The sequence below is a fragment of the Bacillus thuringiensis genome, assembly GCF_001182785.1.
Taxonomy (GTDB): Bacteria; Bacillota; Bacilli; order Bacillales; family Bacillaceae_G; genus Bacillus_A; species Bacillus_A thuringiensis_S.
In genome coordinates this window covers 953,957-967,350 of record NZ_CP012099.1, presented here as the reverse complement: position 1 = coordinate 967,350, position 13,394 = coordinate 953,957, and the positions used below count along the sequence as shown (strand labels likewise).

The window sequence follows — 13,394 nt, the reverse complement described above, 5'->3', positions numbered from 1 at the left end:
GGCATTCAATACCATATTACAATGGATCAAATCGCAAAAAGGCACCTTAGGGTGTCTTTTTTATAGAGAATCAGTTTAAAAACTAAAAATAAAAGAACCTCAATAAATGAGGTTCAAAAAATCTACTATTTTAAATTACCTTCGTAAAAAGCAACTCCATTTTGAACATGTTTTAAATACCACGTAATCGTCCCGCCACAAACATTTTCATTAAAACTATTAGCATATACTCCATTTGAGTAATAAAGAGTTCTTTTGAATTTACCATTAGAATACTCATAAGGAATTGAGCATGTTGCTTGCTTCGGAGAGCTCACAGCTTTTTGCGTATCAGCTGAAGCTGCCCCAATTCCTCCTGTTAATGCAATACCTGTTGCCAATAGCCCTACTACTAATTTCTTGAACATAATAAATCCCCCTTTAATAGTTTTTATAGCTTACAACTTAAATGTATCATTTTTGTAATTTATGTAAATATCTTGAACATGTAGAAATATTTATTTAATTATTGGTAATATTAGGATTTTATTTTATCAAATGTAAAATAGAGGGATTAGAGAAGCATGTGAAAATACAGATAGGTTTATATTAAATGAACGTGGTCCAAGTCGGCGAAAGGCACCTTTTGGTGTCTTTTTTGTACATAAAAAAATCTCACCATCTTATAGAAACGATAAGCTCTTTAAAACAATAATTGCAACTATATTAATTTTACATTACATTAAGGTTAGAGAATGTTCTTATATTAATAAAGTGCTAAATAGTAGGTGGAAAAATGGAATTTAACGATTTGGGTATTACCATTAAAGAACTTAGAATTAAAAAAAATATATCACAATCCGAATTATGTCATGGAATATGTTCACAAAGTCAAATTAGCAAGATTGAAAAAGGTATGATTTATCCATCTAGTATATTGTTATATCAATTATCAGAAAGACTTGGTATTGATCCGAATAACATATTTGCACTAACTCAAAATAAAAGATTAAAATATGTAGAAAATGTAAAATACGTAATAAAAGATTGCTTAAAGCAAAAACAATATAAAGAACTTTATGAAATAGTGAAAAAAGAGAAAAACTTAAATAATTTTCAAACAAAAGAAGAGAAACAATTTCTAATATGGCATGAAGCAATTGCTATATTTATGGTGGATAAATCATTAAAAACTGCTTTAGATTTTCTAAATAATGCATTAAAACTGACTTTAACTAATTCTGATTTTTTATCAGAAAGAGAAATAGATATTATGCAAACAATGGCTATATTTTATGGGGAAAATAAAGAATATGAAAAAAGTATTAATATATTAAAAAGATGTTTAAGTAATTTTAATAAGTTAGATTTTCCTAGAGATAAAGAAATTAAGTTGAAAATCATGTTAAATTTAGCAAAATCTTTGGACTTCACATATCAACATGAAGAGGCAATAAAATACATTGATAAGGGCATCAAATTAGCAATTAATCTAAATACGTTATACCTATTAGGTGAACTATTCTATTTAAAAGGTCAGTTATTATTAAAAATTAAACAACATAATGTAGAAGATGTTATTTATAACTGGAAAAAAGCATTATTTATATTTGAACTAACAGAAAAAGAATATTATACAAAAATGCTACCAGATGAACTTATTGAATTACAAAATAAAAAACACTCATAATTTCGTAAAAACTACTTACAAATCCCACAGAAAAAATCCCTATAGCTTTTAAACTTAAAACGATAATATTAAAATAATTTAAGTTGGCAGAAGGCACCTTTTGGTGTCTTTTCTTTATTTTTACAAGGACCTGCTCAATTAATTCTTAAAAACATAATAGGAAACATTGTTTTATTTATCCCATTTTCATTCATGCTATATATAAAATTCGTTAATAAATCCACCTCAAACATACCTATATGCATAGGAGTATGTTTGAGGTGGAACTCCTTCAAATACTAGTTCCTTTTATAAGCCGTTTTTTGATGTAGATGACATTATTCTCAATACAATAGAATGAATTATTGGAACATATTTAGCAATATATATCAAAAAACAATATTAAGAACCCCCCTCCACCTTAAGGTAGAAGGGATCTTTTAATTTCTATTTCAAACTACCTAAAATTTCCGTAAAGATAACCCCAAGCGTATGTGCACCTGCATCTGGATATCCTAAACTTCTTTCACCAACTACCGCTCCTCTGCCGAATGATCTTTCAACGATAGATTATATGCCTTGAAGTGCTACTTGCAACATTTCAATTCAGATATACGACAGTAAAGAATACATCATCACGGTGTCAGCAAGCAAAAGTGTATTCTGCATTTCTGAAAACAGTAGATGGCAGATTATGACCTACTGAATCTGCTAAGAAAGAATATACAAGAACATCCTTAACATCCTCTTTATTTCCACTAATGATGACATCAAGAAAATCTTCTATTTGGAATTCTGGAGTAAATAACACAATCTTAGTTGTTCTGTTTGGTTCTAAAGAAACAAAAGTACGAGAGATTTCAACTAATTCATTTTGAGTTGGGAAAAAAGTGTTTCGACTTCTCTTAACAGTTACCGTCACATTACTAGTATGGCAACGCGAATCATTGTTTAGCATAATGTTGAGAGCAGTTGGAATAATCCCATTTTCAGAGACTGGAACTCGAAACACTCCAGTAGATTTATGGGCCATATAATCACATCCTTTCAAAATAAAATATATTTACAATATATTAGATGCAAAAAACGTTCATTTTGATATGGACAAATTACATGATTAATATATCTATAATAACCCTCGGTATTACTAAGCCAATGTTTTAAAAGATTAACAAATATCGCGAGAACCAATCGAATGTATATTAAAAGTAAAAAGAATAAGACGTCTAAAAGACCCCCTATTTTGAGCCAATAATGAGACATTATGTTAATCTTATATGTATAGTTGTACAAAATTGAGAAACTTAAGGAGACAGATAAATTTTATGAGAAAATTATCTATATTACTTACTTTCATTCTAGTATTAGTCAGTGTTACGACTGCTTGCACACAAGATAAAACAGATAGTGCCGTTGAAAATGGTCCAATAGAAGAACCAACCGCAAAAAATGAAAATGAAGAATTAATAAATTTTGAAGAAAAAGAAGAGATGAGCCGCTTGGAACAAGGTATTTTATTAGTTGGCGAGAGTGTTAAGGGAGGCTATTACTTGGCCGCTGTTCAAAGTGCATATTTAAAGGCTAGCAACGATTCCGCCATTGTTAATGTCTCTGTAAAAAATGTACGAGGGCAAACGATTGGACTATCAGAATTAAAATATAACTTAAAAGATGAAAAAGACGGAAAGATCTATAAAGGAAAGGTACTTGATCAAAACCCTTCTGATATACAAGTTAAACCAAATGAAACGGTAGAATTGAAAATAGCTTTTGAAGTACCACGTACCGCAGATGAATATATGTTTTATATTGAAAGCTCTTTAGACCCTCTACAAACATACTGGAAAATTGATAAGCTGCAATCACAAACAAACTAAGTCTAAAATAAGCAAAAAGCAATGAAAAATTTGATATAGATACAAATGAATACTATATAAACGTAAGACCATCGATTTAATGAATCGTTGGTCTTTTTCAATAAATGCCCCATTAAAAACTAAGAGATAAAAAAGAACTAATCTCTAGAAGAGATTAGCTCAATATATCCAAAGCTATTATGGTACATAGTTTTATGAGCAAACGTTATATAATGTTGTATGGGATACATAACCTGTCATCCCTTTATATGTAACTTTTAACCACTGTTTAGAATTACTGTAATGACCTTGAACATATTCACCAGTTACCCATGTTCCAGTAATTTTCGTACCATCATTAAATGTATGTAAGACAGGTGAATCGACAGTATAACCACTGCGCATCTTTGCACCATATACACCTACCGTACCTCCCTTTGCACAAGCTGCTACTACATTTTCATTTTCAGTAGCATTCGTAGCTGCGAAAGCAGAGCCGTTAAATGTAAATAAAGTAAATATAAAAGCTGTTAGTACTGTACAAATAGATAAACGACGTAACAAAATAAATTCCCCCTTTTTTTATAACTTACTTCTTCACAAATGATTATCTTAAATATTCTAACTATTTTCAATATATTAATGTTGAGAAATATTAGTTGTATTTTTGAAATAAGATTTTATCAAAAACAGTAACAAACTCATATTTTACTGAGAAAGAACCGAAAGAAGTCTTCTACATATCAACTATATAAAAATCCCTCCACCTTAAGGCAGAGGGGACTTTCTAATTCCTACTTCAAACTACCCGCAATCTCCGTAAAGATAACTCCAAGCGCATGCGCACCTGCATCAGGATATCCTAAGCTTCTTTCGCCAACTGTACCAGCGCGGCTCTTTATGCAGCTACTGGCGAAAAGGTTTTTTTAGAGTGGGATGAAGTTGGTATTTTTGAATTTAATGATAATGGACAAATTACTGATATGTGGTACATATGTGAAGAAATCAAATTGGTCATGGAAATAGGTTTTAGACTAGACAAATAAAAGTTGATTGATATTGTTAAAAAACAAAAAAACTCTAACTAAATCGTCATGGCGATTTAGTTAGAGTTTTTTTGTTTGAAGTATTCACGAGTATCTACCCTTATCTTTTCAGGTAAAACAATGTCAAGTTCTTTATCTAACCATGCAAGAGTCTTTTTGCGAAGAAACTCACGCATGTGTTCTTCCGCTTCAAGCATTACTAAATTAATTGTACAAGAAGAATTGCTAGGTTCACAAGAATTACAAACCTCATCTCGATATAGTACACCATTCTGTACAATATTTTTACATTGAAAAATAGGTTTTGGGCCTTCGACAGCTTCTATTACATCCCAAAAAGAAATATCTTCTGGAGACTTAGCTAACCTATATCCTCCCTTTACACCTGGGACAGAATTCACAATATCAGCTTTAGATAATTTACCGAAAACTTTTGAAAGAAATGTTTCAGAAAGTCCTTGAAACTCTGCCAAATCTTTTATTCCAACACTTTCCTTGGAAGGAGTATTAATTAAATAAACTAGGCAATGTAAGGCATATTCAACCCCAACACTATATTGCATATACAAATCACCTGCTTTTTATTTTAAGGGTTATCAAATTGTATCTTAGGACCATTTAGAATTTTAGTCAAATAAAAAAAGCTCTTTTAGAACAGTATGTATTTTATTTGACAAAAATAATTTCAGAGTTTATATTAAAGACCAAGTTAATCGTCGATTAACTTGGTCGACAATTAAAGCGTAAAAACTTTTTAAAAGGGGAAATACAAATGAACAAAACACTCATCATAAACGCACATCCGAAAGTGGATGATACATCATCAGTCAGCATTAAGGTTCTTAACCATTTTTTAGAATCTTATACAGAATTAATTTCTAATAATGAAACGATTGAACAGATTAATTTATACGATGATGTAGTACCAATGATAGATAAAATTGTTTTAACTACATGGGAAAAGCAAGGAAATGGACAAAAGTTAACTGGTGAAGAACAAAAAGTAACGGAACGTATGTCCGAGATTTTACAACAATTTAAAAGTGCAAATACGTATGTTATCGTATTACCTTTGCATAATTTTAATATTCCATCAAAGTTAAAAGATTACATGGACAATATCATGATTGCACGTGAAACATTTAAATATACTGAAACTGGATCAGTGGGATTACTTAAAGATGGAAGAAGAATGCTTGTTATACAAGCAAGTGGAGGAATCTATACAAATGATGATTGGTATACAGAAGTGGAATACTCTCATAAATATCTAAAAGCGATGTTTAATTTCCTTGGTATTGAAGATTATCAAATCGTTCGTGCACAAGGAACAGCAGTACTAGATCCACATGAAGTATTACGAAATGCATATAAAGAAGTGGAAGAAGCAGCTTCTAGATTGGCTAACAAATAAATTTATTCACTAGAAGAATGATGGTTATAATTAGAGAATCCCCTCCACCATAAGGCAGAGGGGACTTTCTAATTCCTACTTCAAACTACCCGCAATCTCCGTAAAGATAACTCCAAGCGCATGCGCACCTGCATCAGGATATCCTAAGCTTCTTTCGCCAACTGTACCAGCGCGGCCCATGCGAGCTACGATTTCTTTCGTGTACTCTGCTCCTTTAACTGCTGCTTCTGCACCTTTTTCAAAGGCAGTTTTCATGTCTTCTTCGTTTGAAGCGCTAGCTAACCAAGAATCTACACATGGAGCAAGTGCGTCAACTAATGTTTTGTCACCAACTACCGCTCCTCTGCCGAATGATCTTTCACCGATAGATTGTATGCCGTGAAGTGCTGCTTGCAACATTTCAGCGAACTCTTTCACTGTTAGCTCACGTTTTTCGCCTGCTGCTTTACTAGCTGAGCGGAATGCTCCGCCCCAAATTGGACCAGAAGCGCCGCCGCAATGTTCCATAATAATCATCGAACAACCGTCAAGGAATGATCCAATCGTTACATTCTCTTGTTCTACAATAGAATGCCACTCACGTTTTAATTGCTTAAATCCTTTTGCAACACTCATTCCGAAGTCACCGTCACCTGCATGCGTATCTAACTCACAGAACGGTACTTCATTTTTAATAATAATATCGCTCATTTTATCAACGAGATAAATCATGTTGTTTAATGTAATGACATTATTTTTAATAACAGCGTGCTCTTCCGCTGTTTCTATTTCAAATGAAACTTCCTTCTCTTCTGTCTCTTCAAGTACATTCACATACTCTACACTTTCAACTGGTCCATCTACTTTAAACGCTGGTGTATTACATTCTTTAGATAGTAATGTTTTTAGCTCATCATCTAACTTCATTACCGTTAAAGACATACCAGCCATATCAATACTTGTCATATAATTACCAACGAATACTCTATTAATTTTAATGTTTCTAGCTGCTAGTTCTCTCGTAACTGCGTTGTTAAATAAGTAAAGTTCTTGCAGTGGTGTTCCGCCAAAACCGTTAACTAGAAGTGCGATTTCCTCGCCATCTTTTACTCCTAAATCTTTTATAAGATCACTTGTCATACGGTTAGCTAGTTCATCTGCTGACAGCATTTTTTCACGCTTAATTCCTGGTTCGCCGTGAATACCTACACCGTATTCCATTTCATCTTCCGCAAGTGTGAAAGTAGGTGATCCGCTCGCTGGAACTGTGCAAGACGTTAACGCTAAACCGATTGTGCGCACGTTAGCCGCTGCTTTTTCTGCTACAGCTTTCACCGCTCCTAAATCCATACCTGCTTCCGCTGCTGCGCCGGCAATTTTATGAACTAAAATAACTCCCGCAACGCCGCGGCGTCCTACTGTATATAGGCTATCTTCTACCGCAATATCATCGTCCACTTTTACGTAGTCGACTTCAATTCCATCTTCCGTCGCTAAATGCGCACCGTTTTTGAAATTCATAATATCGCCGCTATAATTTTTAATAATTAATAACGTACCTTTTTTACTAGCTGTTTCTTTAATTGCTTGATAAACCTGAATTTGTGAAGGTGACGCAAACACATCTCCGCACACTGCCGCATCTAACATTCCTTTTCCGACTAATCCTGCATGTGCCGGCTCATGACCACTACCGCCGCCGCTAATTAACGTTACTTTATTTTCGTTCATTTCTTTCTTCTTAATTACTTTATATTTTTTCAAAAGCTCCAGCTCTGGATGAGCCATAACCATTCCGTTGCACATTTCCATTACTAATGTTTCTGGTTTGTTTATAATCTTTTTCATTGTAGTTCTCCCTCAATTCCTTTAATATATTGTGATATATTTGAAATCTTCTTCTTACTACTCATGTTAAAATGAAAGCGTTTTATAGTAAACGGACAAAATGGACAATCTGTCTAAAGACACCGCTCTCATTTATAGATAGGATTTTTATATTAATAACATTCTAGGGATGATTCAGATGACCTCTTCTATAATTTCTAAAAAGATAATCGCGAACTCATTGAAGTATTTAATGGAAACAGAGTCGTTTCATAAAATATCAGTGAGCGATATTATGTTACACTGTCAAATGCGTAGGCAAACTTTTTATTATCATTTTAAAGATAAATTTGAACTATTAAGCTGGATTTATAGAGAAGAAACGAAGGAAAACATTATCGATTTTCTTGACTATGAAACATGGGAAAACATTTTCGATTTATTATTTGATTACTTTTATGAAAATCAAAAATTTTACCGAAACGCTTTTAAAGTTATTGAGCAAAACTCGTTTAATCACTATTTATTTGAGCATACGAAAAACTTATATATGAAGATTATTGATGAATTATCTGTGAGCTGTGGATTCAGCCTTTCTGATGAGACCAAAAATACGATTGCCTCCTTTTATAGTCACGGCTTCGTTGGAACGATAAAAGATTGGATTGAAAGTAAGTGCGAAGTAGATCCTTCCATTATGTCTTCTCTTATGAAAAATATGATAAACAATCAATTACTACTATTACTTGAGCAATCAGCAAAGTAATTAAAGGGTGGCAAAAGCAATGAAAAAGATTATGAATGATGTACAAAATATCGTTCAAGATATGCTGCATGGCTTTTATTTTGAACATAACGACAAAGTAAATTACGATGAAACAAATAACATCATTTATGTAAAAGATATCGAAAAACTAAAGCAAGACGTCGCTATTATAAGCGGCGGTGGTAGCGGACATGAACCTGCTGATATTGGTTATGTAGGAAAAGGTATGCTTACAGCGGCAGTAAACGGCAGTATTTTCACTCCGCCTACAGTGGAACAAATTGTGGCGGCAACTCGCCTCATACCAAAAGATAAAAGTATACTATTCATCATTAAAAACTTTAAAGATGACGTTGAGAACTTTCTAACGGCAAAGCAAATTGCTAAAGAAGAAGGAAGAAAAATTGACCACATCATCGTAAATGACGACGTTTCAATTGAAGATGATGCTTCTTTTAATAAAAGAAGACGCGGCGTAGCTGGCACTGTTTTCGTCCAAAAAATATTAGGTGCGGCCGCTGAGAGTGGACATTCTTTAGAAGAACTAACAACAATCGGGCAAGCTGTCATCAAAAACTTACACACATTAGGAGTTGCCCTTTCTCCTGCCAACGATCCAGTGAAAGGAAAAGCTTCATTCACATTAAACGACGATGAAGTGTTTTATGGCGTCGGCATTCACGGCGAAAAAGGTTACCGTAAAGAAGCACTATCCTCTTCTGAAATATTAGCGATCGAACTGATGAACAAACTAAAAAGTATTTACCGCTGGAGAAAAGGTGACAACTTCGCAATCCTCATTAATGGACTCGGCGCAACTCCATTAATGGAACAATACATTTTCACAAACGACATTCGCCGTTTGTGTGAGCTGGAAGGATTGCAAGTGACATTCGTAAAGGTTGGTACGCTGTTGACTTCTCTAGATATGAAGGGTGTTTCGCTCAGTTTGCTTAAGGTAGAGGATTTGGATTGGGTGAAGTGGTTGAAGGCGGATGTTAGAGTGGGTAATTGGTAAGTAAAAATCATGATGATAAAAGCCTTTAACTATAACAAGTTAAAGGCTTTTATCAAATTGAAATATCGCACGAGCGTTCAAAAGAAATTCGTAATCACCTCACTGAATGATGACAGGTCTTCCAAATAAAGCTGGATGATAAATTAACATCGCCCCTACAAATGAACACACTAAACAAAAAACAGCCTCGTATTTTATAACTAGAGAAGAGTTGGTATCAAGCTTTTTCCCCTCTCTTCTTAATATCATTTTAAAAGCTCTATATAATAAATACCCAATAATCGCCCCGAGGGTATTCGTAAATAAATCATCAATATCTGTAATTCTATTATTTAGTAATTGATTTAACTCAATTGCCAATGAAAAAAGAAATCCTGCACATACGGTGTTTTTCATTTTTCTAAAGTGCGGCCAAATCATCGGTAATAAAAAACCTAACGGCATAAACAGTACGATGTTCAAAAGATACGTAGTACTACCTGCAGTATCAAATAGAGTCAAATTGATTTGACTTACACGAATCCACGTTTCATATCTACTTATATCCCATACAGTCGCGATTTGCGTCACCTTATACACTAACGAAAGATAGAACAGAAAAACATACACCCACAAAAAATGCCGAATAGATATAGTTCTTTTCGCTTTAAAATAAACTCCAATTTGAAACACAATACAAAACATAATAGTAAAGAAATAAGTATACAAATAACTAATCAAAACTCCTGTATCCATGTAGAATCCCCTAACTTTACATTTTCATCTATGACTTTGTCTTTTTTAGTCTCCTTCATGATGTAACTCATTTATAGGATAGGAAAAACTTTTAAAATAAAGAGTGGGGTAAACATAAAATTTTTCTTAAATCTTCAGTTGGATTTTATTATTACTCTTCTTAAGAATCCGCCATTGATAGCTAGGCAACAACATGCTTAAACCTAACAATACTATCATTTTTGCACGTAATCCTCGTAGTACTTTAACCGATAAAGCATATATAAAATCATGTGACTCGTTTGTTCAGTTAAAACATGAAATTAAGAAATATATGACGTACTATAATCACTCTTGCTATCAATAAAATTTAAAAAAGATGACTTCTGTTTGCATACAGAAATCATCTTTTTTAGGTTGCCTAACTTTTTTTAAAATGTCCTTTACAAAGGGTACAGATCAGGAGCACCTTATTCCTATTCGAGGGGATCAACTATACCTTCTTCCCTTAAAATCACACAAACCCATTTACAAATCTATAAAAGTAGATATAATATCCTTATGGAACCTTCATTAATTTATAAAGCATTGTCAAATGACACAAGATGTCAAATTTTATCATGGTTAAAAAATCCAGAAAATCATTTCGACGAAAAACCTTATTTAGAACAAGGGATTAATTTTCAGATTGGAGTGTGTGTAGGAGATATTCAGCTTAAAACTGGCTTAGCCCAATCGGTTATTTCTAGTTATTTATTAACTATGAAAAAGGCAGGATTACTAGACTCTGACCGAATTGGAAAATGGACATATTATCGTCGAAATGAAAAAACAATACAAGCGTTTTCTGAATACGTTCAAAATGAATTATAAAGTAAAAGCAAATAATCAACCTACCAATTGATTATTTGCTTTCACACATTCTGCTTTTATATAGCCGCCTAATACATTCTTTTTAAAACTTCGCTACCTATAAAAGCAAGAAACATAGAAAGGAGCATTTTTTTAACATATCATATCTAATTATTTAGATATCTGTTTTTGTATTTAATATTACATAATTCTAATACTATTGACATCCAATCATGCTCATTTCTTTGTTAATGAATCGATTTTACTTTCAAAATAATAATAAGAATGGAGAGTTTTACAAATGAAAAAAGTAAGTCCTTTACTTATTCTTACACTAGCAATAGGGGTGTTTGGAATTATTACTACCGAGATGGGTATTGTCGGTGTATTACCACAAATCACTCAGAAATTTGACATTTCAACTGCACAGGCAGGATTTTTAGTAAGTATATTCGCACTAGTCGTTGCTATTTCTGGTCCGTTTTTAATTCTGCTCGTCTCTAGTATTAATCGTAAAATAATTTTATTAATAGCAATCTTTGTTTTTGTTATTTCAAATATAATCTACGCTTATACAACACAATTTGAAATCATGCTTATTTTTCGTATTTTACCTGCAGCACTTCACCCACTCTTCTTTTCAATCGCTCTTGTAACTGCTGCTAAACTTGTCCCTCCTGAAAAGAGTGGTCAAGCGGTTACAAAAGTTTTCATGGGAATTACGGTTGGCTTTGCACTAGGTGTACCATTAACCTCTTACCTTGCAGATCAATTTTCACTAGAAATTGCTTTCTTATTCGGAGCTCTTGTTAACGCCCTTGCATTCATTGGAATACTAATTTCACTTCCTTCTATGCCCGTTAAAGAAAAAATGTCTTTCGGCAAACAAATTCGTATACTCGGTAAACCAGGATTATGGTTAAATATTTTAACTGTCACATTCCTTTTTGCAGCCATGTTTTCTGTATACAGCTACTTCGCCGAATACCTTGCAAAAGTAACTTCCATGAATGGATCGCTCATCAGTATCATGCTATTCATATTTGGTATAGTTATGATTTTAGGCAATCATTTATTTGGTAGTCTCTTGCAAAGAAGCATAGTAAATACAGTAATATCGTTCCCTATTTTATATTCTATTGTTTACATATTGGTTTATTATTTAGGTTCTTATCTTGTTCCAATGATTTTCATGGTATTCATTTGGGGAATCGTGCATGCTGGTGGATTAATTGTTGGTCAAACATGGTTAATAAGTGAAGCAAGAGAAGCACCCGAATTTGGTAATAGCCTATTCGTTTCATTCTCAAATCTCGGAATTACTCTAGGAACAACTATTGGAGGCTGGTTCATTTCAAACTTAGGTATTCACCAACTTATTTGGAGTGGATTTATATTTACACTACTTTCATTTCTATTAATTATAATAAAACTAAAATTTTTCACTTCTAATAACCTAGCTTCATTATCAAGCTAGTACATTTTCAGTTCCAAATTGGATAAAAAACATTATAAAGTGAAACTTTAATCAGCTCTCACCAATCGGGCGTTTATGGGCAGCCCGGCAAATAGCGGGATAAATTCTATATAAAATACTGGTTATTCTTCTTATAAGATTTTATAAACTATAAAGTATGACACTCAGAGCCTTTAGCTATAAATACAAGTTAAAGGCTTTTTATACAAAAACAAATTTAAAAGGTGCTAATCTTATAGAACATCATCAAAATAGAATACTAAAAAAGGCTCCATTGCTGGAGCACTCAAAAAAAAATATAAATAAACGAATTAAAACAAGGAACAGACAATTAAAATATACAAATAAAAACCCTATTTATCGCTGCTATAATAAACTTACTCGATGATTGTTATATTATTCATAGGTTATACCTTCTTAACACCAATTTTACAAAGAAAAAAGACATCTTAATTGATGTCTTTTTTTCTTATATGATATCGACGCAATACAATTAAGATGATTCCAATCGGAAGAAGGCGCCTTAGGGTGTCTTTTTTATTTTCCAAAGGACCTGCTCAATTATTGCGTAAAAAACATAAAGTAATTTGAATCCGTTAAAATACATGAGTGTACCCTTGTTTTCCCCTCTTATTAAAAGGAGGAACTATTATGGGTTTTGGTGGTAGTTGCGGCGAAGGCTGCGGTTTTGCTGGAGGATTTGCTTTATTAGTTGTACTGTTTATTTTATTAATCATCGTTGGAGCTTCTTGCTTCTGCTAAAAAACTATCAGAAAAGACACTCTTATATGGGTGTC

The 13,394-nt window shown here is 32.9% G+C and carries 15 protein-coding genes and 2 pseudogenes; 9 read left to right on the top strand and 8 right to left on the bottom strand.

Annotation, left to right across the window (positions count from 1 at the left end):
- Positions 1 to 125: 125 nt before the first annotated feature.
- The gene (locus tag AC241_RS04980) at positions 126 to 407 is read right to left on the bottom strand and encodes an LCI fold-containing protein (protein WP_000473837.1); all 282 of its coding nucleotides are present in this window, start codon (positions 405 to 407) and stop codon (positions 126 to 128) included.
- A gap of 368 nt (positions 408 to 775) precedes the next feature.
- On the opposite strand from AC241_RS04980, the gene AC241_RS04975 reads away from it, so the two are divergent.
- Complete coding sequence (locus AC241_RS04975; protein WP_050842745.1) at positions 776 to 1,669, top strand: helix-turn-helix domain-containing protein; 894 nt, start codon at positions 776 to 778, stop codon at positions 1,667 to 1,669.
- 426 nt (positions 1,670 to 2,095) lie between these two features.
- Here the strand turns inward: AC241_RS04975 and AC241_RS32585 are convergent, their stop codons facing one another.
- Both AC241_RS32585 and AC241_RS04970 read right to left on the bottom strand, forming a co-directional pair.
- Positions 2,096 to 2,215 carry a DAK2 domain-containing protein gene (locus AC241_RS32585; RefSeq protein WP_071713771.1) on the bottom strand — a complete coding sequence of 40 codons (120 nt, stop codon included), beginning with the start codon at positions 2,213 to 2,215 and terminating at the stop codon, positions 2,096 to 2,098.
- Positions 2,216 to 2,291: 76 nt separating this feature from the next.
- A complete protein-coding gene (locus AC241_RS04970; protein WP_000940659.1) occupies positions 2,292 to 2,681 on the bottom strand; it encodes a hypothetical protein in 390 nt (129 codons plus the stop codon).
- Between the two features lie 292 nt (positions 2,682 to 2,973).
- Between AC241_RS04970 and AC241_RS04965 the strand changes: the two genes are divergently transcribed.
- The gene (locus AC241_RS04965; RefSeq protein WP_050842743.1) at positions 2,974 to 3,525 is read left to right on the top strand and encodes a DUF4352 domain-containing protein; all 552 of its coding nucleotides are present in this window, start codon (positions 2,974 to 2,976) and stop codon (positions 3,523 to 3,525) included.
- A gap of 192 nt (positions 3,526 to 3,717) precedes the next feature.
- Here the strand turns inward: AC241_RS04965 and AC241_RS04960 are convergent, their stop codons facing one another.
- The 3 genes and pseudogenes from AC241_RS04960 to AC241_RS04955 form a co-directional block, all read right to left on the bottom strand.
- Positions 3,718 to 4,068 (bottom strand): SH3 domain-containing protein, encoded by a 351-nt coding sequence (locus tag AC241_RS04960; protein ID WP_000946191.1) that lies wholly within the window; start codon positions 4,066 to 4,068, stop codon positions 3,718 to 3,720.
- A gap of 230 nt (positions 4,069 to 4,298) precedes the next feature.
- Positions 4,299 to 4,397: pseudogene (locus AC241_RS32580) on the bottom strand (DAK2 domain-containing protein); the annotation flags it as partial.
- Positions 4,398 to 4,606: 209 nt separating this feature from the next.
- Positions 4,607 to 5,113, bottom strand: a complete 507-nt coding sequence (locus AC241_RS04955; protein WP_050842741.1) for an RrF2 family transcriptional regulator — start codon at positions 5,111 to 5,113, stop codon at positions 4,607 to 4,609.
- A 209-nt stretch (positions 5,114 to 5,322) separates the two neighbouring features.
- Between AC241_RS04955 and AC241_RS04950 the strand changes: the two genes are divergently transcribed.
- A complete protein-coding gene (locus AC241_RS04950; RefSeq protein WP_050842738.1) occupies positions 5,323 to 5,964 on the top strand; it encodes an FMN-dependent NADH-azoreductase in 642 nt (213 codons plus the stop codon).
- Between the two features lie 75 nt (positions 5,965 to 6,039).
- Here the strand turns inward: AC241_RS04950 and dhaK are convergent, their stop codons facing one another.
- The gene (gene dhaK / locus AC241_RS32575; RefSeq protein ID WP_080990738.1) at positions 6,040 to 7,791 is read right to left on the bottom strand and encodes a dihydroxyacetone kinase subunit DhaK; all 1,752 of its coding nucleotides are present in this window, start codon (positions 7,789 to 7,791) and stop codon (positions 6,040 to 6,042) included.
- A gap of 178 nt (positions 7,792 to 7,969) precedes the next feature.
- Between dhaK and dhaS the strand changes: the two genes are divergently transcribed.
- Entirely contained in the window at positions 7,970 to 8,536 is a 567-nt protein-coding gene (gene dhaS, locus AC241_RS04940) for a dihydroxyacetone kinase transcriptional activator DhaS (protein ID WP_000204220.1), read from the top strand.
- A gap of 19 nt (positions 8,537 to 8,555) precedes the next feature.
- Positions 8,556 to 9,554 (top strand): DhaKLM operon coactivator DhaQ, encoded by a 999-nt coding sequence (gene dhaQ / locus AC241_RS04935; protein WP_050842736.1) that lies wholly within the window; start codon positions 8,556 to 8,558, stop codon positions 9,552 to 9,554.
- A 99-nt stretch (positions 9,555 to 9,653) separates the two neighbouring features.
- Here the strand turns inward: dhaQ and AC241_RS04930 are convergent, their stop codons facing one another.
- Positions 9,654 to 10,289: a VanZ family protein gene (locus AC241_RS04930; protein ID WP_050842734.1), complete on the bottom strand. Its 636-nt coding sequence runs from the start codon at positions 10,287 to 10,289 to the stop codon at positions 9,654 to 9,656.
- 244 nt (positions 10,290 to 10,533) lie between these two features.
- Between AC241_RS04930 and AC241_RS35110 the strand changes: the two are divergent.
- The 4 genes and pseudogenes from AC241_RS35110 to AC241_RS32565 form a co-directional block, all read left to right on the top strand.
- Positions 10,534 to 10,635: pseudogene (locus tag AC241_RS35110) on the top strand (TetR family transcriptional regulator); the annotation flags it as partial.
- Positions 10,636 to 10,829: 194 nt separating this feature from the next.
- Positions 10,830 to 11,141, top strand: coding sequence for an ArsR/SmtB family transcription factor (locus AC241_RS04925; protein WP_000433731.1), 312 nt, complete (start codon positions 10,830 to 10,832; stop codon positions 11,139 to 11,141).
- Between the two features lie 280 nt (positions 11,142 to 11,421).
- Positions 11,422 to 12,597 carry an MFS transporter gene (locus AC241_RS04920; protein WP_050842732.1) on the top strand — a complete coding sequence of 392 codons (1,176 nt, stop codon included), beginning with the start codon at positions 11,422 to 11,424 and terminating at the stop codon, positions 12,595 to 12,597.
- 651 nt (positions 12,598 to 13,248) lie between these two features.
- Complete coding sequence (locus AC241_RS32565) at positions 13,249 to 13,359, top strand: YjcZ family sporulation protein (protein WP_000505669.1); 111 nt, start codon at positions 13,249 to 13,251, stop codon at positions 13,357 to 13,359.
- The last annotated feature ends 35 nt before the right edge of the window (positions 13,360 to 13,394 follow it).

Excerpts from the sequence above, each read along its gene's own strand:
- dhaK (WP_080990738.1), bottom strand. The coding sequence starts at position 7,791 with ATGAAAAAGATTATAAACAAACCAGAAACATTAGTAATGGAAATGTGC.
- AC241_RS04975 (WP_050842745.1), top strand. The coding sequence starts at position 776 with ATGGAATTTAACGATTTGGGTATTACCATTAAAGAACTTAGAATTAAA.
- AC241_RS04950 (WP_050842738.1), top strand. The coding sequence starts at position 5,323 with ATGAACAAAACACTCATCATAAACGCACATCCGAAAGTGGATGATACA.
- AC241_RS04970 (WP_000940659.1), bottom strand. The coding sequence starts at position 2,681 with ATGGCCCATAAATCTACTGGAGTGTTTCGAGTTCCAGTCTCTGAAAAT.
- AC241_RS04965 (WP_050842743.1), top strand. The coding sequence starts at position 2,974 with ATGAGAAAATTATCTATATTACTTACTTTCATTCTAGTATTAGTCAGT.
- AC241_RS04955 (WP_050842741.1), bottom strand. The coding sequence starts at position 5,113 with ATGCAATATAGTGTTGGGGTTGAATATGCCTTACATTGCCTAGTTTAT.
- AC241_RS04925 (WP_000433731.1), top strand. The coding sequence starts at position 10,830 with ATGGAACCTTCATTAATTTATAAAGCATTGTCAAATGACACAAGATGT.
- AC241_RS04980 (WP_000473837.1), bottom strand. The coding sequence starts at position 407 with ATGTTCAAGAAATTAGTAGTAGGGCTATTGGCAACAGGTATTGCATTA.
- AC241_RS04920 (WP_050842732.1), top strand. The coding sequence starts at position 11,422 with ATGAAAAAAGTAAGTCCTTTACTTATTCTTACACTAGCAATAGGGGTG.
- AC241_RS32565 (WP_000505669.1), top strand. The coding sequence starts at position 13,249 with ATGGGTTTTGGTGGTAGTTGCGGCGAAGGCTGCGGTTTTGCTGGAGGA.
- AC241_RS04930 (WP_050842734.1), bottom strand. The coding sequence starts at position 10,289 with ATGGATACAGGAGTTTTGATTAGTTATTTGTATACTTATTTCTTTACT.
- dhaQ (WP_050842736.1), top strand. The coding sequence starts at position 8,556 with ATGAAAAAGATTATGAATGATGTACAAAATATCGTTCAAGATATGCTG.
- dhaS (WP_000204220.1), top strand. The coding sequence starts at position 7,970 with ATGACCTCTTCTATAATTTCTAAAAAGATAATCGCGAACTCATTGAAG.